Origin of the sequence: Maridesulfovibrio sp. FT414 (assembly GCF_050916235.1) — a bacterium.
Taxonomy (GTDB): Bacteria; Desulfobacterota; Desulfovibrionia; order Desulfovibrionales; family Desulfovibrionaceae; genus Maridesulfovibrio.
Map to the genome: position 1 here is coordinate 3,580,682 of NZ_CP104854.1, position 26,660 is coordinate 3,607,341.

Genomic DNA, 26,660 nt, shown 5'->3' on the forward strand with positions numbered 1-26,660 from the left:
TTTTAAAGACATTAATCGGATATCATGTAAACCGTATAGGCTGAGAGTTCAATTATGAATGAGTGGAAGATGTTATTTCCATTTAATTCTTTTTGTAATATGTGTGCACGGTTTGGCATAGGAATTCACAGAAAAATGCTGCAAGAATTGTCAAATCGTCAAATACCATTGTATTTGTTCTGGCACAATGCTAATGCGTCCAATATGTTTTGTTTTAAACGGTCGCTACCGAAGTAGTTGCTGCAATTTTGGGGACTCGACAGGATGGTTGAAGACAAGGTCTTTTCGGGCATCGGATACATTAATGCCCAACTGGAAAAGGTGGGTGGTCTGTTTTTTTTCAAGGCCATGCGCCAGGCCTTGCTGCTGGTTTTCCCTCTGACAATTGTCGGGGCAACGGCCTTGTGTGCATTGAATTTTCCGGTGCTGGCCGTGCAGGATGTCATGGTCGGGAAGATCCGCGAAGTCCTGCAGGTAGTGGTGGATGGTACTTTAGGCATTGCCGCACTGGCCATGCTGGCCAGCATGAGCTACTGCCTTGGCAATATGTACAACCGGGAGGATGAGATATCCCGAATCCATCCGTTTCTTTATTCCATTATCGCATCCGGCTGTTTTTTCGTTTTAACCGGAAGCGGGGACATATCTTCCTTTACTGAACTTACCTCAATTTCCAATTCCGTGCTTGAAGCTGTCTTCACTGCTTCGGTTTCAAGCTGGATGCTGCATGGCATCGTCAAGAAACGCTTTAGGCTTTCTGTTGCCGGAACCGGGTATGACCTGTTCTCCATGGAGGTCTTTTCAATTGTCCCGGCGTGCATGCTTGTACTGGGATTTTTTACTCTGCTCCGTGTGACGGTCGATTTCATCGGGTTCGACTCGTTTCAGGATATGACCGGGTGGATTGTTATGGCTATGTTCAGCCCGGTGAAGAATGAATTTATTTCCGGGGCATTGTACACGCTGTTTAGCCAACTGCTCTGGTTCTTCGGGGCACATGGCCCCAATGTCCTTCATGCTTTTCACAGTGACGTTCTTTATCCCAACATGATTGCAAATATGGCTGCTCAATCTGCCGGAGCGCCGGAGCATATACTCACTCAGGGGTTTCTAGATGCATTTACAATGGCCGGCGGGTCGGGATTCACATTCGCTTTGGTAATCGCCATCATTGTGGGCAGCCGTAATCTCAGATCCCGGCAGTTTTCCAAACTGGCACTTTTTGTCAGCCTGTTCAATATCAATGAACCGCTGCTTTTCGGGATTCCGCTTATCCTGAACCCCATATATTTCATTCCTTTCGTTTTCGGCCCCGTGGTTCTGTACATGGTTGCCTACGCAGTGTGTGCATCCGGGCTCGTGTCAGTTGTTACCTGGTCATTCAACTGGACCATTCCGGTTTTTCTGAGCGGGTATACCGCAACAGGAGACTGGACCGGTGTGGCCCTGCAGGTTTTTCTGCTCGGACTGGGCGTTCTGATTTACCTGCCTTTTGTGCGTCTGTCCGAACGCATGCAGTCCGTTCAGTTCAAGGAAAATATGAATACCCTGATCCGGACCGTCCGAAGCGGAGTTACGGCCAGAAAGTGCCGCTGCATAACGCTGCCCGGTATTAACGGCTTCACAGCCCGCTCTCTGGGTAAGGACCTGCTGGTCGCGCTGAGACGGAATGACCAGCTGTATCTGGTTTTCCAGCCGCAGGTCGATGTTGCGGACCGCACCATAATTGGGGCCGAGGCCCTGCTGCGCTGGAACCATCCGCGTTACGGGTTTATTTCTCCTGAAATCATCATCGCTCTTGCCGAGGATCTCGAATGCATTGAGGAGCTCAGCTATTTCGTGCTGCGCGAGGCCTGCCGCCATATGGAACACTGGAGCGAGAGCATGGAACACTGCCCATACGTTTCGGTAAATTTCACTCCTTCGCTGATTACCGAGGGCATGGCTGAAAAGGTCTACAGGGTGCTGCGAGAATCTGGGATTTCACCGGAGTGCCTTGAAATCGAGATTACCGAGGCCGAGGCGGTTACCACCCGTAAATCCACCATAGACAGGCTCAATGCACTGCGCAGTTACGGTATACGCATTGCCATCGATGATTTCGGTATGGGGCATACCTCACTGCGTTATCTGCGTGAAATGCCGGTTGATAAAGTCAAGATTGACCGCTCGCTGACCCTAGAGTCCGAAAAGGGGGTGAACAGGCACATTGTTTTCAGTATCCTTGAGCTGTGCAGGAAGATTGACCTCAAGGTCATTATCGAAGGTGTTGAGACTGCCGAGCAACTTGAGGAATTCATATCCATGGGTGCTTTCAGCTTTCAGGGATACTACTTCAGTCGCCCGCTTCCCGCCGAGGACTGTTTCACCTTCATGAAGAACTGGACAGCTGCTTCCGGTTCTAATGAACCGGGTGACCGAAGGGCATTTGTGATTGCCCGTTCGGGATTTGTCCGGACCTGAGTCATATTTTTATTCTCTTTTGCCCTGTTTTATGTGCTTCAGTGCGTAGCTGCAGTCCTGGTCCTGCGAAAGGTGGCTCCGTGTGACGTGTACTGGGTCAGCGGCGTGTTCTACGGTTTCCTCGGCATTATCTTTCTGGGCGTGACTGTCTTCGGCATTCCGGCAGGATAAGCAAATCGGAACATATGGGGTTGCAGTAACGCTTATGTCTGATTTGGTGTTTGGCTAAGTTTTTCAGTTCTCCCTCGTTAATACTGCCATCAACAGCTGCGCATGGAACATAGTCTGCGTCTGCGGAAAGTTTCGAGCGCTACGTTTTTATGTCTGTGCTCCGTCACAACACTTTCGTTATATCTGTCGTTATATCTATTTTAATTTTCCGCAAGCCGACTTTCGATATGTGTCAGTTGTCTTGAATCCGTTATTCAAATCATAAGGTCACTGGTTTTGTGCCTCCGCAGCCCTTGCCGGGCCTGTGTTATCAGAAAAAAGAGTTCAGGCAGGCAATAAACATTCATATCTAATGGACATAAACCAGTACAGATGGCAAAGTAACAAGAAAATGTACCTACTTTGGCGAATCTGAAAAAAGAACGGGGGGTTCCATATGGGGCAGACGGTAATTCAGCATCTGCTTGATCGGCTGAAGGGAATCGGATTAACGGATGTTTTCGGCGTGCCGGGAGATTATTCTTTTCCGGTCAACGATGCTATCTGCAATGATCCGGACATGCGCTGGATAGGCTGCTGCAACGAGCTTAACGCGGGATACGCAGCGGACGGATATGCCCGCATCAAGGGGATGGCTGCGGTCTGCACCACCTACGGGGTAGGGGAGCTGAGTGCCATCAATGCAATTGCAGGGTGTTATGCCGAAAACCTGCCTGTTTTCCATATTGTAGGTATGCCCAAGTGTTCCATGCAGCAGAACGGCAACATCATCCACCATTCGCTGGGTAACGGCGAATTCGACCTTTTTCATCGCATGACCCAGCCTGTGGTCTGCGCCAGCACCATCCTTACCGCTGAAAACACCGTGGCCGAGGTGGAAAGGGTGATCCGTGCGGCCCTGACGCACAAGCAGCCGGTCTACATTGCCGTTCCTGCCGACCATGCGCTGAAGCCGCTGGGCTGCACCCGTCCTCATTCCCAGCCCGAACCTGCCAGCGATAAGCAAACCCTTGAAACCGTAATCCCGCTGATTCTTGAAAAGCTGGAACAGGCCGGGACCGCCATTGCTCTGGTCGGTGCGCTCATCGGGCGGTATGAACTGCACGAACCGATGCTTGAGTTTATCGACAAGTCAGGCATTCCGTTCACCTCCATGTTCATGGCCAAGGGAACCCTTTCCGAGACGCATCCCAATTTCATCGGGGTCTACAACGGGCGTATCCTCGACAAGGAGGTTCAGCAGACGGTTGAATCCAGTGATCTGGTGATCAGTTTCGGTGCCATCCGTTCCGACATCAACACCGGGGCCTTCACCGTCCATCTTGACCCGCACAAGGAAGTCAGGGTTCATCCCGATCGTGTGTGTATCGGCCATGCTGTCTACCACAATGTGCTGCTGGAGGATGTGCTGCGTGAACTGTGTGCAAGGGTCGGCAATCTCGGCCTTTCCGTGCCCATGTCCCCCTCAGGGCTCGGTGAACCGAAAGGCGGCCCGGATGATGAAATCACCCCGGATTCCCTTTACCCGCGCATTGAACGCTTTTTTGCTGCCGGTGATATAATCATGGGCGAGACCGGGACCGGTTCCATGGGACTGGTCAATGCCCGGCTGCCGGAGAACGCGGTTTTTTTCAACCAGACCCTCTGGGGATCCATAGGCTGGGCCACTCCGGCTTCCTTTGGGGCTGCCGTGGCCGCACCTGACCGCCGGATGCTGCTTATCACCGGCGAAGGCTCGCACCAGATGACGGTGCAGGAGATCGGCCAGTTTGCCCGTTTCGGACTCAAGCCGGTTATCATCTGTATCAACAATGACGGTTACCTCATTGAACGGCTGCTCTGCGAGGATCCGTACATCTATTATAATGATCTGGCACAGTGGAACTACAGCCAACTGCCCGAGGCGTTCGGCATGAAGGGCTGGTTCAGTGCAAAGGTCACCACTAACCGTGAACTGGACGAGGCCTTGCGCAAAGCCTCAGAGTCGGATTCAGGCAGTTATATAGAGGTTGTTACCGGCATGATGTCCGCGCCGGAAATGGCCATGGCCCTAAATCGCATAGTGCTCAAGGGACCGGGCTGGAAGGCTTAAAAAAGGAGGCTGATATGCTCAAGGATATTAAGATAAGAACTAAACTGCTGCTGATTCTCGGGATCAATATTGTTCTGCTGGTGATTATGGGTGTTGTTGCTGTGATGAGTGCCAAAAGTATCAACGGAGCACTTGAACAGGTCTTTAGCCGTGACCTGCAGGGCATGGTTTTTCTGCTTGAGGCTGACCGGGATCTGCATCAGGCATTGATTGCCGAGCGCACCATGATTTATGCCAAGCCGGGAACGGAAACTTTCAGCAAGCAGCAAGACGACTATACCTCCAATAAGCAGCAGGCGGATACCAGAGTAGGCAAGTTTGCAAAGACCTCGAACAATCCCGATCAGCAGCAACTTGTCAAGAAGTACGAGGCTGACCGTAAGCGTTGGGACGAAGTTTCCATAAAGCTCTGGCAGGACAAGCAGGCAGGCGCGGGAATAGAAGAACTGTCACCCATCTCCCTTGGTGAAGGGATGAAGCGGTTTGATACCATGCGCGAACACATCAACGTGCTGACAGAAGCTCTGCAGAGTCAGGCCGAACAAGCCCAGAAGAAAGCCGAGCAATCGTATGCCTCGCTTTCAACCATAATTGCCTTCCTGACCATAGGCAGTGCCATTATCGGCGCGCTGTGTACCCTGATCGTGACCGGCAACATCACCGTGCCGTTGCGCAAGGTTGTGGACTGTGCCGAGCAGTTGGCCGCAGGGGATTACCCGCAGGCCATGCGCATGGCGCGCAGGGATGAAGTCGGGGTTCTGGCGGATTCGTTTGACGAGATGAATGCCACCTTGAAGCGCAACATGCTCGAAATTGAGGCCAAAAGTCGTGAGGCTCAAGAAAAGGCCGATGCTGCAGAAAAGGCCATGCTGGAAGCAGAAAAGGCCCGCAGTGCAGCGGAACGGGCCAAAAAGGAAGGTATGAATCAGGCTGCGGGCCAGCTTGAGCAGATTGTCTCGCGTATAGCATCGGCCTCGGATGAACTCAACGGGCAGATTCAGGAATCCAGAAGAGGGTGTGATGCCCAGCGCAACCGGACTTCCGAAGCGGCAACAGCCATGGAGGAAATGAATGCCACCGTGCTTGAAGTTGCCGGAAACGCATCCCACGCGGCCGAAAATGCCAAGAAGGCAAGCGAGCAGGCGCACGATGGAGGCGAGCTGGTTGAAACTGTAGTCTCTTCAATTGAGGCACTGAACAAGGAATCCAAGGAGCTATACTCCGAGATGGGCGAGCTTGGGCAAAAAGCCGAGTCCATCGGACAGGTCATGGGTGTGATCAGCGACATCGCGGACCAGACCAACCTGCTGGCACTCAATGCCGCTATTGAAGCTGCAAGGGCCGGGGATGCCGGGCGCGGGTTTGCGGTTGTTGCCGACGAAGTCCGCAAGCTGGCAGAAAAGACCATGGCAGCCACCGATGAGGTCGGTAATGCCATCCGGTCGATTCAGGGCAGTGCGCGTAAAAGTGTACAGTCTGTGGAGAAGACTTCGGACATGGTCGGAAAGAGTACTGAACTCAGCCGTCAGGCCGGGCAGTTCCTTATTAAAATTCAGGAGTATGTCGGTGAAACCGCAGATCAGGTCCGGGCCATAGCAACCGCTGCGGAACAGCAGTCTGCAAGTTCTGAGGAAATCAACCGTACCACGGACGAGATAAACACCATCGCCAGCGATATTGCTGAGGCCATGGCTCAGTCAGCACATGCAATGGACGATATGGCACAGCTTTCGGAACAGTTGCGCAGGCTGATAGATGAGCTCAAGAGTTAGTATCCGGGATTTTTGAAATATTCTGTGACCCAAAGAAAAGGCCGGTTGATCCGGCCTTTTTTTTGGGGCGTCTGCACGGATGCAGGCGGAAAAGAATTGTATTCAGCCGGACATGTCATGCCTGTGGTCCTGCCTGCCGGATAGGCGGTTCAGGACTGTGCCGGTTCGTCCTTGAGCCCCTCAAATCCTGCAGCCATCATGGTCGGTATGAACTGGGTGACTTCGTAGTTGGCGACCTTGTTGATGTTGAAGGGGTCTTCGGCAAGGACTTCCTCCAGCTCTGCAAGGGAAATATTACGCACAAGTATGATCCCTCCAGTGCGGGGAACCTTGCGGCCGGAGGCGACAAAGATGCCTTTTTCATACTGCCGGGTAAGAAATTCAACATGCTCTTCAAGTAGTGCATCTATGTTTTCAAGCGGTTTAATGTAAGTAAGGTTGACGATGTACATAAATATTGATCTCCTTTTGTGCGGATGTTACATATAATGCGTTGTGCGTGCCAGGACATGTCTTTTACAGGGGAATACAAGTGCATGTCCATCAGTTTAGCAGGGGTTCTGCTTGACCGGCATAGAATTTGTGCCGGGGTCGGGAAGGGGTTTACAATGCTGGAGACGTTTATGGATCTGGTAAGGGAAAAAGTCGGCGGGTATCTTGTTCTGCATGTGGATGCGGAAAAGGTCGACGCCACCAACTCGGGAAAGTTGAAGGATCTTCTGGTCGAGGTTGTTGAAGCCGGTGAAAAGAAACTGGTGATTGATTTTTCGCGTGTGGAGTTTATGGATTCCACCGGTCTGGCCGGTCTGCTGCCGGTCAAGAAGATGCTTCCGGGGGACGGTCATGTGCTTGTTGTCGGATTGACTCCGAGGGTGAAGCAGTTGTTCAAGCTTACAAAGGTTGACGATATAATAGATATTTTTTCTTCAGTTGAAGAGGCCCTTGTATTCAAGTCAGCCGCTCACGGCTCCACCTCTTGACTACTGCCCGCCGATTGTTAAATAAAGGGCCGTATTTGATTTTTACATAAGACGACAACCGACATGGAGGATATAGACAAGTGCCGTCATTTGATATTGTAAGCCAGGTGGATATGCAGGAAGTGGACAATGCCGTTAACAACGTGCTCAAGGAAATCGAGACCCGCTATGATTTCCGCGGCGCCAAGACCGTGATGGACCTGAGCAAGAAAACCAGCTCCATCAACCTTGTTACCGGCGACGACATGAAGATCAAGGCCGTGCGCGACATGCTAATCACCCATTTCACCCGCCGCAAGGTCGACCCCCGTGTTCTTGATTTCGGTCAGGCGGAAGCAACCTCCGGTGGTCAGCTCAAGCAGGAAATCAAGATCAAGGAAGGTATCGACAAGGATACCGCCAAGAAGATTGTGAAGATGATCAAGGACAGCAAGATCAAGGTTCAGGCCGCAATTCAGGACGAACAGGTCCGTGTTACCGGCAAGAAACTCGACGATCTGCAGGAAGTAATCAGCCTGGTCCGTGACTGCGATCTCGAAATGCCTTTCCAGTTCGTGAACATGAAGAAGTAGCGTTCACATTTCATTGTGAAATAAAACCCCGCACCGGATTCCGATGCGGGGTTTTTTAATTGCCGTTATCCATGTCGTTCTCTGGTTCCCGGAGCAGGGAGGTGTAGTCCTTTAGAATCCGTCTGATGGTCCCATCCCGGTGCATTTCCTTTAATGCGTTGTCGAGCCTCTCCATCATGTCGTTTCCGATGTTGGCGTTTACCACGTGGTAGAGCGTCAGGCTCATCAGTATCGGGGATGTCTTTATCTTATCCATTCCGGTCCGTTCCAGAATTACCGATCCTATCTCCTGATTGGTCACTGCAGCGTCAAACCTGCCTTTGTTAAGCATAGTGAGAAGCTGTGTGAAATTGTTGGTCTCAAACATCTGCCGTGCATGGCCTGAGGCAAGATTAGTGGCGGACATGTCTCCGCGGACAACCCCGCTGCTGAGCCCGTCAAGATCTTCCGGAGTGTTGATCGGTTTTTTGCCTGTCGGGTAAAAGGCGCAGAGGTTGTTGGTGAAAAGCGGGGTCGGAATCGGTTTCAGCCCGGGGTAATTTGCGAGGGCCGTAAGGGTGCGTGCGCTTGAAGCCGATATCTTACCCCGGTTGGCGTATTCCAGATCGCGCAGTAGCGGCAGGTGCATGAATTCCACGTCCGCCCCGGCTCTATGGTAGAGTTCAGTCAGAAGTGCTTCCAGCGTCGGAGAGCCGGTCTGATCGTCATCGAGAATGGAAATCCCGATGGTAAATTTTTTCTGTGCAAAAGCCAGCCCGTTACTGTTCCCGGAGATGAAGCCAAGAGGGATAAGGCCGATTGCGGTGGTAATGATAAGTATGTGACGCAGGAATTTCACCGCGATTACTTTTTACCGCAATGGGTTTCATAGCTGGTTACTGTTTCCATGATTTCCCTGCAGGTGTGCTCTCCCTGACGGCGGACCAGTTCCGGGGCGGCGTTGCTGGAGATCAGACGATCCAGCTCGACTTTTTCCGGGTAATCGTCAAGGCATTCCTCCTCAACGGTCAGCTTGTCGGGCTCGTACTGCTGTTTCTCCTGCACCCGGTGGTCTATTGCATCACACAGGTGATTCAGGGCGGCTACTACAAGTTCCCTTTCTCCTGCTTCGTTCAGCATGCTGAAAAGCAGATGGAGGCGGTCCAGCGGATTGCGCTGATGGTCTTCATGCAGGGGGGATGAGCAGTAGCGGTTGATCTGGCTCTGGCCGCGGGAAAAGATTTTCTGCATTTCGGTTGCGCCGAGGATGTCCCGGCAGCATTGCATTATTTCCCATGTTTCGACCGCAGTTACATTCTTTCTGGATTTCATGTTAACGCCTTTGAAATAGAGTATTCTTCGGGTGAGCTGTACCCTGTAGGACGAACAGCAGGGCGTGGGGAAATGATCCATTTTTTTCCCCTCGCTTTTCTTCTGCAATGGTTTCAATATAAAAACCGTGGATAAGTATTGTCCGTATATGATATACATAGGGAACAATCTTTTTTCAATAAAGATGTGCGACTTCGGGGTATTCAAGGCTTATCCGGAGTTGTCGGGCTGATGGAAGGAATAATGCAGAGGTACCAATAAATTTAAAAAAGTGGTTTGACCTGAGCCCTGATACCCTGTATCACGCTGTAATCTCTTGCTTACCCAGCCGAAGTGGAAAATTCCGGCGTGCATGTAAGGCAAATAGCTGTCTTGGGTTGCAAAAGCTTTAGAATATAGTATAAATGTTTAAATTGACTTGTTAAAGACGTGAGATGTTTTTTGTGTCCGCCCAGTGTTGGCGGGCATGATCAACCATATGTTGAAAACCGCGCCGGACACCCCGGTGTAAAAAATGGAACAATAGTTTTTTAAAGGAGAAAGTCATGAAAAAAACCATTTTGCTTCTGGTGGCCCTGTTGAGTTTCCTGGTGGTGCCGTCGCTTTCCCTGGCCGGTGACCTTCCCCGGCTGATGATTGTGGGTGAAGACGCAGACCCCGATACCATTCCCCGCAATAACAGAGTTTTCAACCGTGTCATGAGCGCGATTGCAAACGAGCTGATCAACCGCGGCTTTGACGTGAAAGATGAAACTGCCCTGACTCACACCACCCACGTTCAGGACCGCACCCGTCGCGATGATGCGGAGCTGATCCAGATCGCCAAGGATGCCGGTATTGATGTCCTTATCATCTTCAGTATCTATCCCAATGTTAACAGTAACCAGAACAGTGTGCGCGCAACCGCAAGGGTTGAAGGCCGTCTGCTTTCCGTATGGGACGGTTCCAGACTCGGCAACTTTGAAGCCGAACCCCAGCAGTACCAGCTTGTTCCTTCTCCCTACGGAAGAAACGAAGTGCTTGAGTCCGTGGGCAAGATGTCCAAGATCATCGGTTCCGATGTTGCCGCAGTTCTTGCTGACCGTCTTGAAGGCTACTACCCCGAAGGCGGCGGAGCTGCCGCTACTGATGGCGGTTCCAGCGTAGGTACCGGCGGCCGTGTGAAGGAATGGACCCTTATCTTCGACGGCTTCACCGATGACGATATGCTCGACGTTGAAGATTATATCACCATCTTCACCGGTTACGACAGCCACCGTCCGAAGTCCAACGCACTGAACACCTCTTCCCATCACGAAGTATGGTACAATACCTCCATCGATTCCGCTCACCTGAAGAGGAACTTCACCAAGATGCTCAAGAAGCTGAACATGCAGGGACGCATCTACATTTCCGGACAGGAAGTGAAGATCGTCAAGCAGCACCGCGTAAAGCAGCGCAAGCAGCAGAGCAACAGCGAGTGGTAGGCCTCGGATTAAAACTGAACTGAAGAGGTCTTTATGTCCTTCCTGAAATTATACGCCAAAGCGGCCGTAATTTCCCTGGCTCTTCTCCTTTTCGCCTCCTCGGCTTTCGCCGTGGAGGCCACGGGAGAGGGGATCGACCGCCAGCAGGCCCTTAATTCGGCCCTGAGATCAGCGGTTGAGATCGCGCTGGGAACGGCCATCGCTTCCGATTCCATTGTTGAATCAGGGGTGCTGGTCCGTGATGAGATTGCGAGCCATTCCAAGGGGTACGTCACCTCTTACAAGGTTATAAGCGAAAGTGCGCTTGAGGGCGGCTACACCATCACCATCGACGCAATGGTCGATTCCACTGTCCTTGGTGATGACTTCAACACCCTGAGCATACTGCAGAAGATGTCCAACCTGCCACGGCTGCTCATCTTCGCTTCGGAGACCGGGTTCAGTTCCGTACCCCCGGAAGCCATGAAGCCGCTGGTGCACGACGTGGCACAGGTCTTCGGAGAGAAGTTCCGCTTCGAAGTAATCGACTGGCCGATCGCCCGGGCCTCGTACAGCTCCATTGAGGGGCAGATGAACCTTGAAAAGGCCGTTAAGTACAACAGCCAGCTCAAGGCCGACTACGTGGTTGATGTGGAGCTGGAGCTTCCTGAAGCTGCCAACCCGGTGCTGCACCTTTCCGTGGTGCGCATCTCCGACAAGCTGAAGGTCGCTGAAGTACGCAGACCGGTTGAAAAGTACGTAAGGCTTTCCGGTAAGCCCGCACAGCGTTACGCTCAGGCTACCGAAGCCGCCAAGCCCGAAGTATACTGGGCTGCGGTTCGTGCTGCCGGCAAGATGGTCGAGTACATGGAATCCGAGCTGGATCGCGGCAAGGGCTTCCGCTACGAACTGGCCTTCACCGCTTTCCCGGAAATCGAGCGGGTCGGACGTTCTCTTGAGGACATCCCCGGTTTCGTGCGCAGCGAAGTGAAGCGCAGAAACGGCAAGAATATGGAAATGGTCTACTGGTCCACACTGCGTCCCGAAGCCCTGTTCAAGAGAGTGCAGGGTTCCCTGAAGGATATCGGTGTTGAAAAGTTCAAGAGCAAAATGGATGGAAGGTCCATGAAGTTCCGCTGGGAAAACCCCGAGGGCTTCTGACCAGAGAAATTCACGCGGGGGGATTACTGATGAGTTTTTCCCCTCGCTTGTTTTCCGGCATGGTTTATATTTACCGTAAACCATGATTGCTGCTCCTGGCATCCGCAGCAAGGAGGAATTACCTATGAAGAAAAATCTGATATTTATAACGGGCCTGCTTTTGATCCTCGTCCTTGCGGGCTGCGGAAAGAAAGTGGCACCCCAGTCCATTGAGGACAACCCGGCACACCATTACCTTACCGGTATGGAGCTGATTGATCAGGGCATGCCGGACAAGGCTTTTGTCCGTTTTGAGCGGGCCGTTGCCCTTGATGACGAGTACGCGCCTGCAATCGCCGGCAAGGCTCTGGTTTACGCCATGCGTGCCGAGGCCGAAAGCGACGAGCAGTACAGCGCGGCTGACTCGGAACGGGCCATCGACCAGTTCGACAAGGCCGTACGCGAGGCCCGCAGGGACCGTTCCCAGAAGTTCAGCGTCTACGTTACCGGCATCAGGGTCTACACCCACATAGCCACCCGCGGCTGGCTGCAGAGGGCTGAAGACCTCGCCGCCGATGCAAGGCTCATGTCCAAGGAAGTGAAGGAGGAGGAACTCCCTTACTACCGTAACATTGAAGCCCTGAACTACTTCCTCGGATTGGCTTATTTCAAGGGCGGCGAGTTCCGCAAGGCCGAGGATTCCCTCGGGCTGGTGCTGGCTTCCGCTCCGGGCAAGTGGCATGACAAGGCCAATGCCTTGTACAACCGGGCCCAGAAGATCCTGCGGGCCATGAGCAACTACACCCTCACCGACGTGGCCAAGAAGATCGCGGTGAAGGATGAGGTTGTCCGTGCCGATGTCGCCGCACTGCTGGTTGACGAGCTGCATCTGGACCGCCTCTTCGCCGGACGCATTCCCGTGCCCAATCAGAAGCTCAAGGCTGATTTCGTACCCGCAGACGTTGTCCACCACATGTTCGAGCCCGAGATAATGACCGTGCTCAAGTGGCATGTGCGCGGGCTGCAGCCCCAGTATGACCAGAAGACCCGCGCCGAGCTGTTCTTCCCCGACAAGCCCATGACCCGCAAGGAACTGGCGCTTGTTCTGGAAGACGTGCTGATCAAGCTTACCGGTGACGAGTCCATGTCCAGCATCCATCTGGGCCAGAGCAGATCGCTCTATCCCGATGTGAAGTCTACTGATGCCTATTACAACGCAGTGGTAAACGTAGTGAACAGGAATCTCATGGAAACCGGCCTGTCCGGGGCCTTCCGGCCCGATGACAAGATGGATGGAGCGGACCTGATCCTTTCCCTTATGCGGCTGCGCAACATAATGAATGTTTACTAGACGAGTGGAGGATAACGTGAAGAAATTGCTGTTAGCCATAATCGCGGTGATGCTTTTTGCAGGCTCCGCCCTGGCAGGGGACAAGATTGTCGAGGTTGTGAATCCTGACGAGGTCTTCCAGAAAGGCTATATTCAGGTAATCGGCGAGTCCGAGGCCGGACAGAGCCGCTACCGCGCAAAACGCGCTGCCGAAGTAGTAGCCCAGAGAAGGCTGCTTGAAATCTTTCAGGGACTGCGCCTTTCCGGCCAGACCACCGTCCGTGACGGAATGCTCACCAACGAGAACATCAAGACCACCGTTGAAGGTACCCTGCGCGGTGCTGTTCCCTGCGGAGAAGCTTTTGACCGTACCGAAGGTTATGCACGCGTATGCCTGCGCCTGAACCTGCACGGGCACGATTCCGTTTACTCCGCTTTCGAGGATATCATCCTCAAGAGCCCGCAGGAGCTGAAGGTTCGTGATATTCCCGCCTTTAAGCCCGATGCGGACAAGCTGCCCGCAGTGCTGCCCCTGCCCGTGGAAACAAAGCCCGAAGTTCAGGTCGCTGCTCCCGCGGATGAAGACAAGCCTGCTGCAGTAGTCGAAGAAAAGCCTGCCGCAGTGGTGGAAGAGCAGGTTGCCGTAGTTGAAGAAAAGCCCCTGCCCACCACCGAGGAAGCAGCCAGCAAGATTCAGGAAGCTGTAAAGACTCCCATCGACGGAATCATTGTTGACGTGCGTGACTTCGACTTCAAGCCCGCTCTGGTCAACCGCATCCTGACCGAGAACAATGAAGTTCTCTTCGATCCTTCCAAGGTTCTCAATCAGGTTCTCATTGAACGCGGTTGCGGCGGCTACACCACCGATCTCCAGAAGGCACGCGCTCTGCTGGAATCCTGGGGTTCCAAGTCTCCCGTAGTTCTCAAGGGCCGTACCGTGCAGAACGTGACCGACGCCGTGGTCAGCACTGATGACGCTGCCGCTGTGTTCGCATACGACCAGCAGTACAACCTGCTTGCGCAGGCTCGTGTAGTTTTTGTTCTTAAGTAATATCTGATGCCTCCGGCGGCCGGGGAAGGGATACTTTTAAAAAAGTATCCCTTCCCCGGACCCCATCCCTTCAAAACTTTTTAATAGGCTTCGCGTCTGCTGATGGTAAGCCTGCTGAAGAATGAATTTTTTCCCTGTGTAGTCTTGCACGGGGTATGATTATTTAGACTGGGGTATTTTTGAAGCTGGATAGATGAGCAGTAACGTAAGATTTTCTTCGTGCTTTAAGTTTCTCCGGCTGATCAAGTTTTTTTGAAGTCCTGCTGTTGAGCAAAAAAGAGTTTTCCGGTTTGTTTTATCACGGGGAATGATTTTTGAAATTTTAGTATAAATTTAACGCCCCCGGTGGCGAAGCCCCGATGAAAGTTTTTGAAGGGGAAGGGGTCTGGGGAAGGGGAAACTTTTGCAAAAGTTTCCCCTTCCCCAGCCGCCGGAGGCACCCAAAAGGCGGTGTGCAGTGTTGCGTAAAAAGGGAATTCTTATTGCAGGGTTGATTGCATCGGTACTTATGATCGGTTCCGGTGTGCTGATAAGGATTTACTTTGCCGAAGCGGCTCAGAAGCTTCTGTCCGAAATGACCGACATGGGCGTGGTTATGGAGGATATTGAATTTCGCTATTCCCCGCTGCCTTCCCTGCGCATCCATAATCTTCAGGTCCAGACCGGGCCGGATACCGTCCGTGTTCCGCTGCTGGAGATTTATCCAGACATTCCAAGCCTGCTTTCAGGCGAGATCAAGCTCAAGCATGTTGTGCTGAATGACCCGGATTTGAGGGCTGCGGCACATCGCGAATCCGGAGAATCTTCGGGAACGGTGCAGCTTCCTGCTGTTTTTCCGGACAGGCTGGACGTTGTTTCGGGCCGTGTACAGCTTACCAACGGCTATGAGGCCGCGCCGCTGACTGTTTCCGCCAGCATGGAGAAGGAAAATCAGGGCTTTGCCTTCAATGTGCGCAGTGCAACTATTGCGGAGCTTGGGTTCAAATTTTCCGGGCGGCTGGACATGGCTTCTACATCGCCGCTCAAACTGGACCTGCAGGCCACGGAATGCGCCATTGACCCGGCTTCGTTCCTCGGTTTTCTGACCGGGTTCGGTTACATGGCCAACAACACCATCCCCGAACTCGCCGATGCCGGTAAGTTTGAGACAAAGAATCTCGACTTCAGTGTGGACAGTGGAGCCGGAACCATGGCCCTGAAGGCCGGGGAGCTGATGCTCGATACCACCAGCGGCAAGAACCTTTCTTTGCGTATGGGGCAGGGCGGTTCCATGGAAATTTCCCTTGATGAGGCACAGCTCGATGCCGGACAGCTTTTTGCAATGGCAGGCAAGAGCGAACGCGGCCGCAACGCCACCATGAACCTGTGTCAGTCCGCCAAGCTCAAGTCCATAGAGCCCAAGGGAACCCTGATTATCAAGTCCCTCTCGCTTTTCGCGCCGGGTGGCAAGTCGTCGAAGCTTTCAGGCAAGATGACTGTATCCGGCAAGGACCTTGTGCTGGTCCTTGAATCCATTGAGGGCAGGAAGCAGGAACTTTCCATTTCCGACATTGACGCCGATGTTGAACTGAAGGACGGCAAGCCCGTTGTTTCGGTGCGCAAGTTCAATCTGGCTTCCGCGACCGGAGGCAATCTCAACATGCAGGCCTCACTCGGCTTTCCATTTGATATGCGCGATGTCCGTTTCAAGGCCGAAGCGAGCGATTTTTCACTTTTTGACTACCTGATAACCTGCGAGGCTGAAAAAAAAAATCCTTTTCAGACCCAGTTTGATACCCGGCTGACCTATAAAGACACCGCAGTTGCAGCTTCCGGCAAGTTCAACAATCCCCGGACCCATTCCGGTACTTATGAGGCACAGTTGAAATCCTTGAGCATTCGCAAGGCCGGGGGCGAAAAGGTGCTGGGCGATCAGTCCGCACAGCAGGCCGCTCAGGCGGAACCTTTCGATTTCGGCCCGCTGCTCGGCAGGACTTTGAGCGGCAAGGCCTCCATCCGCAGTTTCTATTACAACGACTGGCCGTTCAGCGATGTGGCCATTTATCTTCAGGGCGGCAAGTCGCGGGCTGTAATCAAGGCCAGCGGCAGACTTTTCCATCTCAATCTCACCGCCGACGTGGTTTTGGCTCAGGACCAGCTGGCAGCGCAGTGCAACGTGAAAGGGCGCGGCACAAGTCTGCCGAGCCTTATTGCCTGTTTTGCCAAGGACCTGTCCGTGTCGTTGCGCGGGCAGATTTTCATGAACGCCAACGTCTTTGTTCAGGGCGGCAGCCCTGCGGCACTGGCTGAATCGGTGCGTGGTGATGCCACGGTCAAGGTCGACAGGCTCCAGATTTTCAATCTTGCCAACCTTGATCCGCGGCTTGGATTTTTCATCGACCTGCTGGATGCGGTTTCCATGAGCCCGCACGCGGGTGAAGGTTTGAGCTTTGATACGGCCAATCTGCGCGCTGTGATGGATGGCCGGAAGTTGCTTATCAATTCCTTCAATTTCAACGGCAGGCTGTTGCAGGCCTGGGGCGGGGGTATGTATTCACTGCAGGACAAGCACCTGAAGCTGGACGGGGAAGTCCGTTCCGTGCTCGGGACAGTGAATTCATTTAATGTGGACCGTAAACTGAAGTCGTAAGCCATGAACAGAAAGTACAGAATTTTTATCATCCTGCCGTTGCTGCTGGGGTTGATCGGCCTTGGCGGATGCCTTGGCAAGAGAACGCCGCAGGCCGTGCAGTACACAGAGGCCGAGGCCATTCCTTATCGTATTGCCGTACTTCCGGCGGAGTATGTTGTACATGACAGTAATTCCACGGAGCACAAGTCCGTGCTGGTCATGGATGAGGACCGCCATTTTGTTGCCGATATCGCCCGTGCCGCCATCACCAACCAGCTTGCCGGGAAGGGGTTCATGCCGCTCCAGAAAAGCGTGGTGGACAACACCCTTGCCGGGCTTGGCCGTGACGAGGGCTGGCGCAAGCTGGGTGATGCCGAGCTGTGCAAGGCCCTGCAGGCGGATGGAATCGTGCGCATCGACATCTACAGCGCGGATATGATCAAGGCCATTGCCTTTGACCTGTTCCAGTTGGATGCCGAAGCGGAAATGGTCAACTCCGACGGAACGCTGGTGGGCAAATGGCGTGACAGCGCATCCAAGCGCAGGGTGTCCGTGCCGACCGGTGTTTTCGCGCTGGCCGGAACCATAGTCGAGGAAGTCTTTTCCGATCCCATCCGGCGGCAGATGCGCATGGTCGTGTACGACTGGGCCTGGAACATGGCCCAGATGCTGCCCGACTGCGCCAAGGGCCCCAAGCTGCCCGAGGTAATAGCCGTGGATACCAACGTGGATAACCGCCTGTTCGGAGTAGGGCAGCGCATCACCGTGCGCGTTGATGCGGAGCCGGATCTCAGGTGTTCCGTAGATATAGGTGAATTCAAGAAGGATATTCCCCTGCCGCAGACGGCTCAGGGGGTCTACGAAGGTTTTTACGTGGTCCGCGAGGGCGACAATGGTGTAAGTGAGCCGCTGATTGTGCACATGCGCAAGGCCAATGGCGTTGACCGGCTCTGGATAGAGTCCGGTTCGCTGATCACCATTGACGGAACATTGCCGCCCAAGCCCGAAAACGTCGAGTTCCGGACCGGACGCGAGGGTGTGGACCTGCGCTGGCAGGTTCCGCAGGCTGAGGACCTTGAGGAATTCGTGGTCGAGAAATCAGCCGATCCTGTCGGCGGTTTCGAGCCGGTGGTCCGCACCCGCGAGAGCACCTATCTTGATCCGGACATCATGCAGGGGACGACTGCCTTCTACCGCGTGCGCAGCGTGGACAAGGCCGGGAACCTTTCCGCGCCCAACGGACTGGTCAAGGTAGTCATGCCCCAGTTTGATGAGCGTGAGCTTTTCGGTGATCTGACCGGGACTCTCGTAAAGGGCAATTACCTGATCACCTTCCCGGCTACCGTGCCGGAAGGGGCCAAGTTCACCGTGCAGTCCGGGTCGAAGATCCGTTTCAGGCCGTCTGCCAGAATCGACGTGCGCGGGGAGTTTGAATCGCTGGGCGAAATCAGTTCGCCGGTGCGTTATCAGTCCAACGGTTCAGCCGGAATCGTGGTGTATCCCGGCGGTTCGGCGGTCATAAGCCAGTCCGAATTCAAGGGATTCGGTAATTCCTTCACCGGGGCCGGAGGTTACAGCGAGATCCGTTCATCCGTCTTCTCCGGCGGCAGCAGGGCCATTTCCGTCAATGCCACCGGAAACTACGATTTCAAGGGGCTGCGCATCAGCGGGGCCGGAACAGGTATTGCGCTGAGTGCCGGTAACGGCTCGGTGGTGCGCTCCAGCATCAGCAACTGTACGACAGGGATTGAGTTTTCCGGCGGAAACACTGCAATTACCGACAACAACATATTCGATAACGGCGTGAACATCCTTGCTCCTGCCAAGCTGGTTGTGGCCGAGAATTATCTGGGCACCGCTTCGGCGGAAAACATGCAGGTGCAGGGTGACGTGCTGGTCAAGACCATCCTTGATGCTCCTTATCCGCACGGGCGAAAAATTGTGCTGGTTGATGACCGGCCCATTACCCCTGAAGTGCTGGAAAAGCGGTTCGCCGAACTCAAGCAGCAGGGAATCACCGCTTTCCACAGCCAGCATTACGGGGATGCCTATCAGGCTCTTTCCAAGGCGGTAAAAATAAAGGATGATCGGGATATTTATCTGTACCTGTCCTACACTCTGCTGGCGCTCAGTGATGATGTGGCGCTGGCGGAAGTTCTCGGAGAGGGCATATCCAAGTTCCCGTACGATGTGAGGATGCATCAGCTTTATGTGCGGCATCTGCTTAACAAGGGGGACCTGAAGCAGGCTCGGCAGGTGCTCGATAAAGCGCTGCTGCTCAGCCCCGCTGACAGCAATCTGCTTTACATGAAAGATTATCTCGACCAGTTAGGGAATAAGGAAGAATCAAAAGAATAAATGGGTGGAGCCTCCTGCGGCCCCGAAGGTTACGGTACGGAGTTGGAATATGGTACAAGGTATGATCAGAATTTCGATGTTGCTGGCGTTGCTTTGCTCTCTGCTGGTTTCCAATGTTTCAGCCCGGGAGTATTCCCCCATTGAGATAGAGGATCAGGCACAGGCGCAGTGGCACATCAACTATGCAAGTTATCTTATCGATATAGGTAAGTATTTCGAGGCACTGGAGCAGTACGACACCGCCATTGACTACTCTCCGGTCGCCAAGACGCGGGTGAATGCCATGTTCGGCAAGGCCATGGTGCTTTCAACATTTCTGGACGATCCCGAAAAGGCGGCCGATCTTTATAAGATGGTAGGCCGTCAGTACCCGGACTATGCTGAAACCGCGCTGTACAGGCTGGGTTTTCTGTATAATCAGATGGGCGATTATGAGCGCTCCAAGTCCGTTTTCAGGCAGTACCTGCATTATTTCCCAAAGGGTAAATTCCGTTTTCAGGCCGAGGCTGTGATCACGTCCATGATCGGCAAGCAGCCGGAGCAGAAGCCTGAGGTCAAACCGGACACCAGGCCGGAGACCAAACCGACCGAAAAACCGAAAATTCCCGATACCGTAGCCAAGGAACCTGACCTGCGGGTCTGCCTGAGCCGCAGTGTCACATCAATGACCGTTGCCACCGGCGGCAAGTCCGATAAGGTCTGTACCGATGATCTCGGCTGCGGCAGGAAATATACGGTCAGCCTGAAGGGTGACAGCCTTGTTATGGACGGCAAGGTCGTTACGGCCAAGCGGATCAAGTTCACATCCACCGCCCCTCTCAAGGTCACTTACGGGTCGGAAAGCAAGCGGGTGCGCGGCATTGTTGAAGTCAGCATCCGCAAAGGCAAACTGCTGATCCTCAACCTGATCAATATTGAAGACTACCTGCGCTCGGTTGTTCCGGCGGAATCATATGCTTCCTGGCCTGCGGAGACCCTCAAGGCGCAGGCTGTTGCGGCCCGGACCTACGCATATTACCAGAAGATGCACCGCACGCACCTTTTCTATGATGTTTATGCCGACACTTATGATCAGATGTACGCTGGTGTTGACCGCGAAGACAAGCGCACCGACGAAGTGGTCAAGCAGACCCGCGGCGAGGTGCTGACCTACAAGGATAAGCCGATTCTTTCACAGTACACGGCCAACAGCGGCGGACATACCGCAGATGCAAAGGCCATATTCGGAACCGGCAAGGATTATCTTGTGGCCCACAAGGACCCGGCCAGCCTTAAGGGCAAGATGGCAACATGGACCCGCAAGTTCAAGGTTTCGGAAATTGAATCCAAGCTCAAGGCCATCGGTATTTCCGTGCCCGGCATCAAGTCCATTGAGTCCATTGAGAAGGGCCCGTCCGGGCGCATCGTCAAGGTTCGCATCAATTACCGAGGCGGGCACCGTGACATGCGTACAAGGACAACCCTCGGAAGTTCCCGTGTGCTGAGTCTGCCGGACATCCTGCTGCGTATCGACAGAAGCGGCGACAGTTATGTATTCAAGGGTAACGGCTGGGGGCATGGCGTAGGCTATTCCCAGTGGGGTTCTGCGGAACTCGGCAAGACCAAAAAATATGATCAGATCCTGAAATTTTACTATCCTGGCAGCGCAGTTGAGCAGCTCTGGTAGGGTGTTATGTTAACCAACTGTTTAGGAACATTGATGAATAGAACCGAAAGAATTATCTGGGTCATCTGCGTGGTGGTGACTCTTACCGTACTGCTTGGTATCATTGAGTGCCGGGCCGCCACCGAAGGGGCTGCAACTAAAGTTGAGTCGGAACTGAATTGCGGCAGGATGGGGCAGGAGCTCATTGACTTAAAGGAGTACGAGAAGGCCGTTAAGGTTCTGGAACCGTGCCTTAGGGAACATCCTGAGTCCGACTGGATGTGGTCGCTGCTCGGGCGCGCCTACTACAAGATGGGCGATCTGGAGCAGGCCGAAGCGCAGTTTCGCAGGGCCCTTGAAATCAATAAGAACAACCCGGTAGCCAAGCAGCTGATTCTGGAAATGCGCAAGACACAGGATCTGCTCAAGGACAGGGATCTTTCCGAGTGGATAAACATAGCGCAGGAAAAGGCGGCCGATCTGGTCACGCTGGTAATCGGTGTCTGGATTGGTACGCTGCTTTCCGGTATTTCCGGGCGGTTTTATACTCATTTCGTCAAGACCAGTTTCCGCAAGGCCCTAGCCCGAAAGGACTACGACTACGCCGCCGACCTGCTTGAAGACCTGCACGTAAAACGCGAAAAAGCCCAGCTGCGTATGAGACTGCGCGAGCTGCTGCACGATATGGGCCTTGAAGAATCCAAAAAAATGATCATCGAGTACGTGGATGATCAGGACGTGGAGAACAAGCTGCTGCGTTTTCTGGAAAAAGTTGAGAAGCGCTCGCGTGAGCGGCATGGCTGATTATTTTAGCTGATTTTGCAGAGTTGTGTGGCCTTTCAAGGGCTGATCTGCGAACCTGCTGTTGAATCGGACTCTTGGCAGTCTCGATATTCACGAATGTTGGACCGAGTCTGGTCAATCATAAACAAAAAGCCGACCTTCGGGTCGGCTTTTCGTTTTGCTGTCGCTGGAAGTCTGCGGGTTACCTTCGGGTCAAATCGGCTATTTTGGCTTTGCTGGGCATCAGGAATATCAGCGGGATAAGCAGGAGGAACATGCAGCCGAAGATGAACGAGATGTCGTTGTAGGCAAGCATTTTTGCCTGAGTGATAACCATTTTGTTCAGCATGCCGTATGCAGTTTTGGTCGCGGCTACGGAGTTCAGTCCCAACTGATGCAGCATTTGTCCGGTCTCGTTGAGGTAGTCCATGGTCCTCCTGCTGCTGTCACTGACGTTTTCCATGAGGTAGGCTGTATGCATCTGGACCTTTCTGTCCAGCAGAACAGCCACCAGTGCGTAGCCGATGTTGCCGCCAACGCGCCTTGAAAGTGTATAGAGACTTGAGGCGTCCGTGATATTGGCTTTTTCAACCGTGCAGAGTGAAACCGCACTTAAGGGGATGAACATGAAGGGCATGCCTATTCCCATGATCAGGAGGGGCATGACCATGTCGCGCATTCCGGCCTGTGTGTTCAACTGCATGAGGTCGTAGTAGGACCAGAGGATGATTGTTATCCCCGCCAGCACCAGTGTGCGTGCGCCGAATTTCTGGTACAGCCCTCCGGCAACCGGCATGAACAGCATGAGGGTTATGGCGCGCGGAGCAAGGGCAAGGCCGGACTCGAATGCCGGGTAGCCGAGAATCTGCTGGGTGAACTGCGGCAGGACAAAGGTTGTGCCGAAGAGGGAGATTCCGAAGATAAGGCCCATTACCGAACCGATGGTCAGGTTGCGGTCCTTGAGCACCCGCAGGTTTATGACCGGGTCCTTGCAGCGCAGTTCCCAGAATATCATTATCAGCAGTGAAATACCGGTGGCGATTGTGGCAAGGACAATGAAGTCCGACTCAAACCAGCGTTCCTCCTGTCCCCTTTCAAGCACAATCTGCAGCCCGGTCAGGAAAATGGTCAGCAGGCCTATTCCTAGCCAGTCCACGGACTGGATGCCGCGGCGCAGGTATGGCGGGTCGTGTACGAATTTCAGGGTGAAGAACAGCGCCGCCAGACAGAAGGGGATGTTGATGTAGAATATCCACGGCCAGCCCCAGCCGTCGGTCAGCAGTCCTCCGCAGATGGGACCGATGGCCGGAGCCAGAACAACGCCCATGCCGTAGACCGACATGGCGATACCCTGCTTTTCAAGCGGGAAAGTTTCCCTGATGATGGCCTGCGAGATCGGGATCAATGCTCCGCCGCCGATACCCTGGATGATGCGGTAGATGATCATCTGGGTAAAGCTGGTAGCCGTTCCGCACAGGATTGAGCCCACGGTGAAGAGGATCAGCGAGGCCACATAGAAGTTTTTGCGGCCCAGCAGGGAACTCCACCATCCGGCCATGGTGACCATGATTATTTCGGCGATGCTGTAGCTGGTTGCCACCCATGTGATGGATGAAACGTTGGCACCGAAGCTTCCCATCATGTGCGAAAGGGATACGTTCACCACGCTGGTGTCCATGACGGCAATGAATGCTCCGCACATTACAGTGAAGGCAATGGTCCACCGTTCCGCGGGGGAAGTGTGCTCGGGATCTTTGAATCTGGACAAATCTTTATTCCTGAGTGCCGGAGTCGGCCAGTCTGGTTTCAGTGTCCTTTCCGGCGGAAATATCCACGCTGGGGATTACGGACATGCCGGGGGACAGGGGGTATTTTGCGCAGAGTTCCGGATCATCAAGAACGATCTTGACCGGAACACGCTGGACCACCTTGATGAAGTTTCCGGCAGCGTTTTCAGGGGGAAGCAGGGTAAAGCGCGAGCCTGTTCCGCGCTGGATGGAATCCACATGGCCCCTGAAGGGTACGCCGGGGTAGGAATCAACTTCGATTTCCACCTGCTGGTCGACCTGCATGGACATGATCTGGGTTTCCTTGAAGTTGGCGACGACCCAGACTTCCGGGCTGACTATGCTGAGGATTTTCTGTCCGGACTGTACATAGTTCCCGGTTTCAACGGATTTTTTGGTCACAAATCCCGAACAGGGGGCGGTAATCCGGGTGTAGGAGAGATTCAGCCGCGCCCGGTCAACTTCAGCCTGAGCCTCCCGGAGTCTTGCCCTGCGGATTTCCATCTGGGCATGGGCCTGCTGCAGGTTGCCCTGTGCAACCTCGATGGCTGCTCTCGATTCGTTGATTTTGGCGTTCTGGGTGTTGATGTTGGATTTGACCGAGTTGAGATTTGCCCGGGACATTTTTTCCTGAGCCCTGGCGTGGTCAAGTTCCTGAATGCTTACAGCACCGGCCCTGGCGATTTTGCTGATCCTGCTCAGGTCGTTTTCATCGCGCATGTACCCGGCTTTTGCCTGATTGATCTGCGCCTGTATGCGTTCCAGCACTGCTGTTTCCGATGCATACTCCGCCCGCTTCTGGGCAAGTTCCTTTTCAGCTGCCAGCAGCAGGGCCTCGGCTTCCTTGACCGTTGCGTTGGCGGATTCCATGCGTGCCTGTGCAATCTGGAGGGCAACCTGATAGTCGCGGGAATCGATCTCGGCAATGACATCTCCGGTGCTGACCCGCTGGTTGTCCGCGATATGTACTTCGGAGACGTGTCCCGGAACTCTCGGGCTGATGGAAACGACATGGGTATCAATGAAGGCATCGTCCGTTGATTCATGGTTGATGGCATGCACATAGAATGGATATGCCAGCGCAACGGAGGCAACCAGAATGATCAGCCCGGCCAGAAGGGTGAATTTGAGGTTTTTTGCTGATTTCGGTTTCTTACCGGTCGTTTTGGTCTGCATTTCTTCGCTCATTGTGTTTCTTTCCGGTGGTTAAGTTGATCGGATCATGTCTGCGGTTGTTTTTCAGTCCCGCGCAAGGGCTTTCAGCACAAATTCACAGGCATGGCGGCAAAAAGTTTCATGGTCGATTCCTTCGGGAGGGAAAAGGCAGACGGCGCGGATCATGCTCGGGATGTATTGAGAGGTCAGGCGCGGGCAGGAATCCTTGAATTCGCCCTGCGCTATCCCGGATTCCACCACGGACTGGATAAGGGTCCACAATTCCACTCGTTTGTCCTGCCATTCTCCGCTTTGCGGGTAATGCATCACCTTACCCAGCAACTGGGCACTGCTGACCCGGTTGATCATGAACACGGCCATTTCCCGGATAATTTCCCGAAGTTTCTCCGTGGGTGTCAGGTCTTCACGTTCCGTATACTCCGAGAGTCTGTCGACGAGTATAGAGAATCCTCTGAAAAGAACGGCAAAATAGAGGTCGTCCTTGCTTTTAAAATATAGATACAGAGTTCCCTTTCCCACGTTTGCAACTCTGGCGACGTCACTGAGTAGCACTTTATGGAAAGGCTGGCTGGCAAACATATCTGCAGCCGTATCCAGGATGCGGGCTTCTTTTTCTGAATAATTTTTCATGGTTAATTGTGTTGATCTGCGTTTTTATTGATGGCGGCCGTAAAACTGACCGGTCAGTACTGGAGTGGGTGAAGTTACTGCTGGCAAAATCAGATGTCAAAAAATGACTCCGGGTACTGGGTTGTTCACGGCATTTTCTTGTGGCGTGTACCGGTCTGCCGTGAACAAAACTTTACAACTCAGTCCTTGACACAATCCGCTCAATGACTCATTAGCACGAGCACAGGGACCGGACTATTGCGGTTCCGAATGTCTTCGACCCTCCATGAGAGCCGATCCGGCCCAGTACAAATTTTCAAAACAGATACATTACCAATAACACCCCGCAAAACATGACCGTATTTATCACCGGAGCTACCGGTTTGATCGGGTCCCGCCTTGTCAGAATCCTTGTTTCCCGCGGTTATGCCGTGAGAGCCCTTGTGAGGGACACTGAAAGGGCAAAGCGGCTCATCAGCGATCCCGTGGAGTTCGTCACCGGGGATCTGAATGACCCCGAATCGCTGAAAACGGCCCTGAACGGTTGCCGTTATCTGTTCCACCTTGCCGCCGACTACCGTCTCTGGGTTCCGGACCCCGAGGCCATGACCGGCACCAACGTGGAGGGAACCCGGATGCTCATGCGGCAGGCCCTGTCTGCCGGGGTGGAGCGTATAGTTTATACCTCAAGCGTCTGCGTGCTCAGCTGCAATGCCGACGGAACTCCGGTGGGCGAGGATGTTTCTTCGGACGTGGGGGACATGATCAGCCCGTACAAGAAATCCAAATTCCTTGCTGAAAAGGTTGTTATGGAAATGGTTCGTGACGAGGGGCTGCCCGCCGTCATCGTCAATCCTTCCACTCCGGTCGGGCCGGGGGATTCGCGCCCCACACCCACAGGAACCATGATCCTCAATACGGCGCGCAACGGAGGCATGTTTTACGCCGATACCGGCCTTAACGTGGCCCACGTGGATGATATCGCCCTCGGGCATCTGCTGGCACTGGAGAAAGGTGTGGTTGGGCGGAGGTATATTCTCGGCGGCGACAACTTAAGTCTCAGGGAGCTGTTCGCCATGACTGCACGACTCACGCACAAGCCCGGACCGCGTTTCAAGGTTCCGCAGGCTGTGATGTTCGCCGCAGGGCTGGCAGGGGAACTCCTTGCCAGAGTCGGGCTGATTAAAAATCCCGTGGCAACGCTCGACAGTGTCCGCATGGCCTCAAAGAAGATGTACTACAGCTCGGATCGCGCCGAAAAGGAACTGGGCTACACCCACCGTCCCGCAGAACAGGCTGTGCGCGATGCCGTACACTGGTTCAGGGAACAGGGGATGCTCCGCTAAGGCATGCCAGACTGAAGA

At 53.7% G+C, this 26,660-nt stretch carries 20 protein-coding genes; 14 read left to right on the forward strand and 6 right to left on the reverse strand.

The features are described 5' to 3' along the window. The first annotated feature begins 264 nt into the window (after window positions 1-264). The 3 genes from N7E73_RS15890 to N7E73_RS15900 all read left to right on the forward strand — a co-directional run bounded on the left by N7E73_RS15890 (window position 265) and on the right by N7E73_RS15900 (window position 6,498). The gene (locus N7E73_RS15890; protein WP_432735891.1) at window positions 265-2,463 is read left to right on the forward strand and encodes a PTS sugar transporter subunit IIC/EAL domain-containing protein; all 2,199 of its coding nucleotides are present in this window, start codon (window positions 265-267) and stop codon (window positions 2,461-2,463) included. A gap of 607 nt (window positions 2,464-3,070) precedes the next feature. Continuing rightward, window positions 3,071-4,726: an alpha-keto acid decarboxylase family protein gene (locus N7E73_RS15895; protein WP_432735892.1), complete on the forward strand. Its 1,656-nt coding sequence runs from the start codon at window positions 3,071-3,073 to the stop codon at window positions 4,724-4,726. A 14-nt stretch (window positions 4,727-4,740) separates the two neighbouring features. Next, window positions 4,741-6,498 (forward strand): methyl-accepting chemotaxis protein, encoded by a 1,758-nt coding sequence (locus N7E73_RS15900; protein WP_432735893.1) that lies wholly within the window; start codon window positions 4,741-4,743, stop codon window positions 6,496-6,498. A gap of 149 nt (window positions 6,499-6,647) precedes the next feature. Here the strand turns inward: N7E73_RS15900 and N7E73_RS15905 are convergent, their stop codons facing one another. Further along, window positions 6,648-6,950, reverse strand: a complete 303-nt coding sequence (locus tag N7E73_RS15905) for a YciI family protein (RefSeq protein WP_432735894.1) — start codon at window positions 6,948-6,950, stop codon at window positions 6,648-6,650. Between the two features lie 84 nt (window positions 6,951-7,034). On the opposite strand from N7E73_RS15905, the gene N7E73_RS15910 reads away from it, so the two are divergent. Together N7E73_RS15910 and N7E73_RS15915 are read left to right on the forward strand one after the other, a co-directional pair. Then, window positions 7,035-7,478 carry an STAS domain-containing protein gene (locus tag N7E73_RS15910; RefSeq protein ID WP_432735895.1) on the forward strand — a complete coding sequence of 148 codons (444 nt, stop codon included), beginning with the start codon at window positions 7,035-7,037 and terminating at the stop codon, window positions 7,476-7,478. 80 nt (window positions 7,479-7,558) lie between these two features. After that, window positions 7,559-8,050 carry a YajQ family cyclic di-GMP-binding protein gene (locus N7E73_RS15915; protein WP_432735897.1) on the forward strand — a complete coding sequence of 164 codons (492 nt, stop codon included), beginning with the start codon at window positions 7,559-7,561 and terminating at the stop codon, window positions 8,048-8,050. A gap of 55 nt (window positions 8,051-8,105) precedes the next feature. Here the strand turns inward: N7E73_RS15915 and N7E73_RS15920 are convergent, their stop codons facing one another. Continuing rightward, entirely contained in the window at window positions 8,106-8,888 is a 783-nt protein-coding gene (locus tag N7E73_RS15920; protein WP_432735898.1) for a substrate-binding periplasmic protein, read from the reverse strand. A 5-nt stretch (window positions 8,889-8,893) separates the two neighbouring features. Continuing rightward, a complete protein-coding gene (locus N7E73_RS15925) occupies window positions 8,894-9,442 on the reverse strand; it encodes a hypothetical protein (protein ID WP_432735899.1) in 549 nt (182 codons plus the stop codon). Between the two features lie 464 nt (window positions 9,443-9,906). On the opposite strand from N7E73_RS15925, the gene N7E73_RS15930 reads away from it, so the two are divergent. From N7E73_RS15930 to N7E73_RS15965, 8 genes are all read left to right on the forward strand, one after another. After that, on the forward strand, window positions 9,907-10,827 hold the full coding sequence (locus N7E73_RS15930) for a hypothetical protein (RefSeq protein ID WP_432735900.1): 921 nt from the start codon (window positions 9,907-9,909) through the stop codon (window positions 10,825-10,827). A 33-nt stretch (window positions 10,828-10,860) separates the two neighbouring features. Beyond that, entirely contained in the window at window positions 10,861-11,967 is a 1,107-nt protein-coding gene (locus tag N7E73_RS15935; RefSeq protein WP_432735901.1) for a hypothetical protein, read from the forward strand. 124 nt (window positions 11,968-12,091) lie between these two features. After that, window positions 12,092-13,297, forward strand: a complete 1,206-nt coding sequence (locus N7E73_RS15940; protein ID WP_432735902.1) for an S-layer homology domain-containing protein — start codon at window positions 12,092-12,094, stop codon at window positions 13,295-13,297. A 16-nt stretch (window positions 13,298-13,313) separates the two neighbouring features. Beyond that, window positions 13,314-14,327, forward strand: coding sequence for a hypothetical protein (locus N7E73_RS15945; protein WP_432735903.1), 1,014 nt, complete (start codon window positions 13,314-13,316; stop codon window positions 14,325-14,327). Window positions 14,328-14,784: 457 nt separating this feature from the next. Beyond that, the gene (locus tag N7E73_RS15950) at window positions 14,785-16,956 is read left to right on the forward strand and encodes a hypothetical protein (protein WP_432735904.1); all 2,172 of its coding nucleotides are present in this window, start codon (window positions 14,785-14,787) and stop codon (window positions 16,954-16,956) included. Window positions 16,957-16,959: 3 nt separating this feature from the next. After that, the gene (locus N7E73_RS15955) at window positions 16,960-19,296 is read left to right on the forward strand and encodes a right-handed parallel beta-helix repeat-containing protein (RefSeq protein ID WP_432735905.1); all 2,337 of its coding nucleotides are present in this window, start codon (window positions 16,960-16,962) and stop codon (window positions 19,294-19,296) included. 49 nt (window positions 19,297-19,345) lie between these two features. Further along, window positions 19,346-20,962 (forward strand): SpoIID/LytB domain-containing protein, encoded by a 1,617-nt coding sequence (locus N7E73_RS15960; RefSeq protein WP_432735906.1) that lies wholly within the window; start codon window positions 19,346-19,348, stop codon window positions 20,960-20,962. 33 nt (window positions 20,963-20,995) lie between these two features. Continuing rightward, window positions 20,996-21,745 carry a tetratricopeptide repeat protein gene (locus N7E73_RS15965; RefSeq protein WP_432735907.1) on the forward strand — a complete coding sequence of 250 codons (750 nt, stop codon included), beginning with the start codon at window positions 20,996-20,998 and terminating at the stop codon, window positions 21,743-21,745. A 181-nt stretch (window positions 21,746-21,926) separates the two neighbouring features. Here N7E73_RS15965 and N7E73_RS15970 read toward each other — a convergent pair whose 3' ends face one another. From N7E73_RS15970 to N7E73_RS15980, 3 genes are read right to left on the reverse strand one after another with little or no spacing between them, the layout of a single operon-like run. Next, window positions 21,927-23,492, reverse strand: a complete 1,566-nt coding sequence (locus N7E73_RS15970) for a DHA2 family efflux MFS transporter permease subunit (protein WP_432735908.1) — start codon at window positions 23,490-23,492, stop codon at window positions 21,927-21,929. A 4-nt stretch (window positions 23,493-23,496) separates the two neighbouring features. Beyond that, a complete protein-coding gene (locus N7E73_RS15975) occupies window positions 23,497-24,699 on the reverse strand; it encodes an HlyD family secretion protein (RefSeq protein WP_432735909.1) in 1,203 nt (400 codons plus the stop codon). 51 nt (window positions 24,700-24,750) lie between these two features. Beyond that, the gene (locus N7E73_RS15980; RefSeq protein WP_432735910.1) at window positions 24,751-25,317 is read right to left on the reverse strand and encodes a TetR/AcrR family transcriptional regulator; all 567 of its coding nucleotides are present in this window, start codon (window positions 25,315-25,317) and stop codon (window positions 24,751-24,753) included. 332 nt (window positions 25,318-25,649) lie between these two features. Between N7E73_RS15980 and hpnA the strand changes: the two genes are divergently transcribed. Continuing rightward, window positions 25,650-26,642 (forward strand): hopanoid-associated sugar epimerase, encoded by a 993-nt coding sequence (hpnA, locus tag N7E73_RS15985; protein ID WP_432735911.1) that lies wholly within the window; start codon window positions 25,650-25,652, stop codon window positions 26,640-26,642. Window positions 26,643-26,660 lie beyond the last annotated feature (18 nt).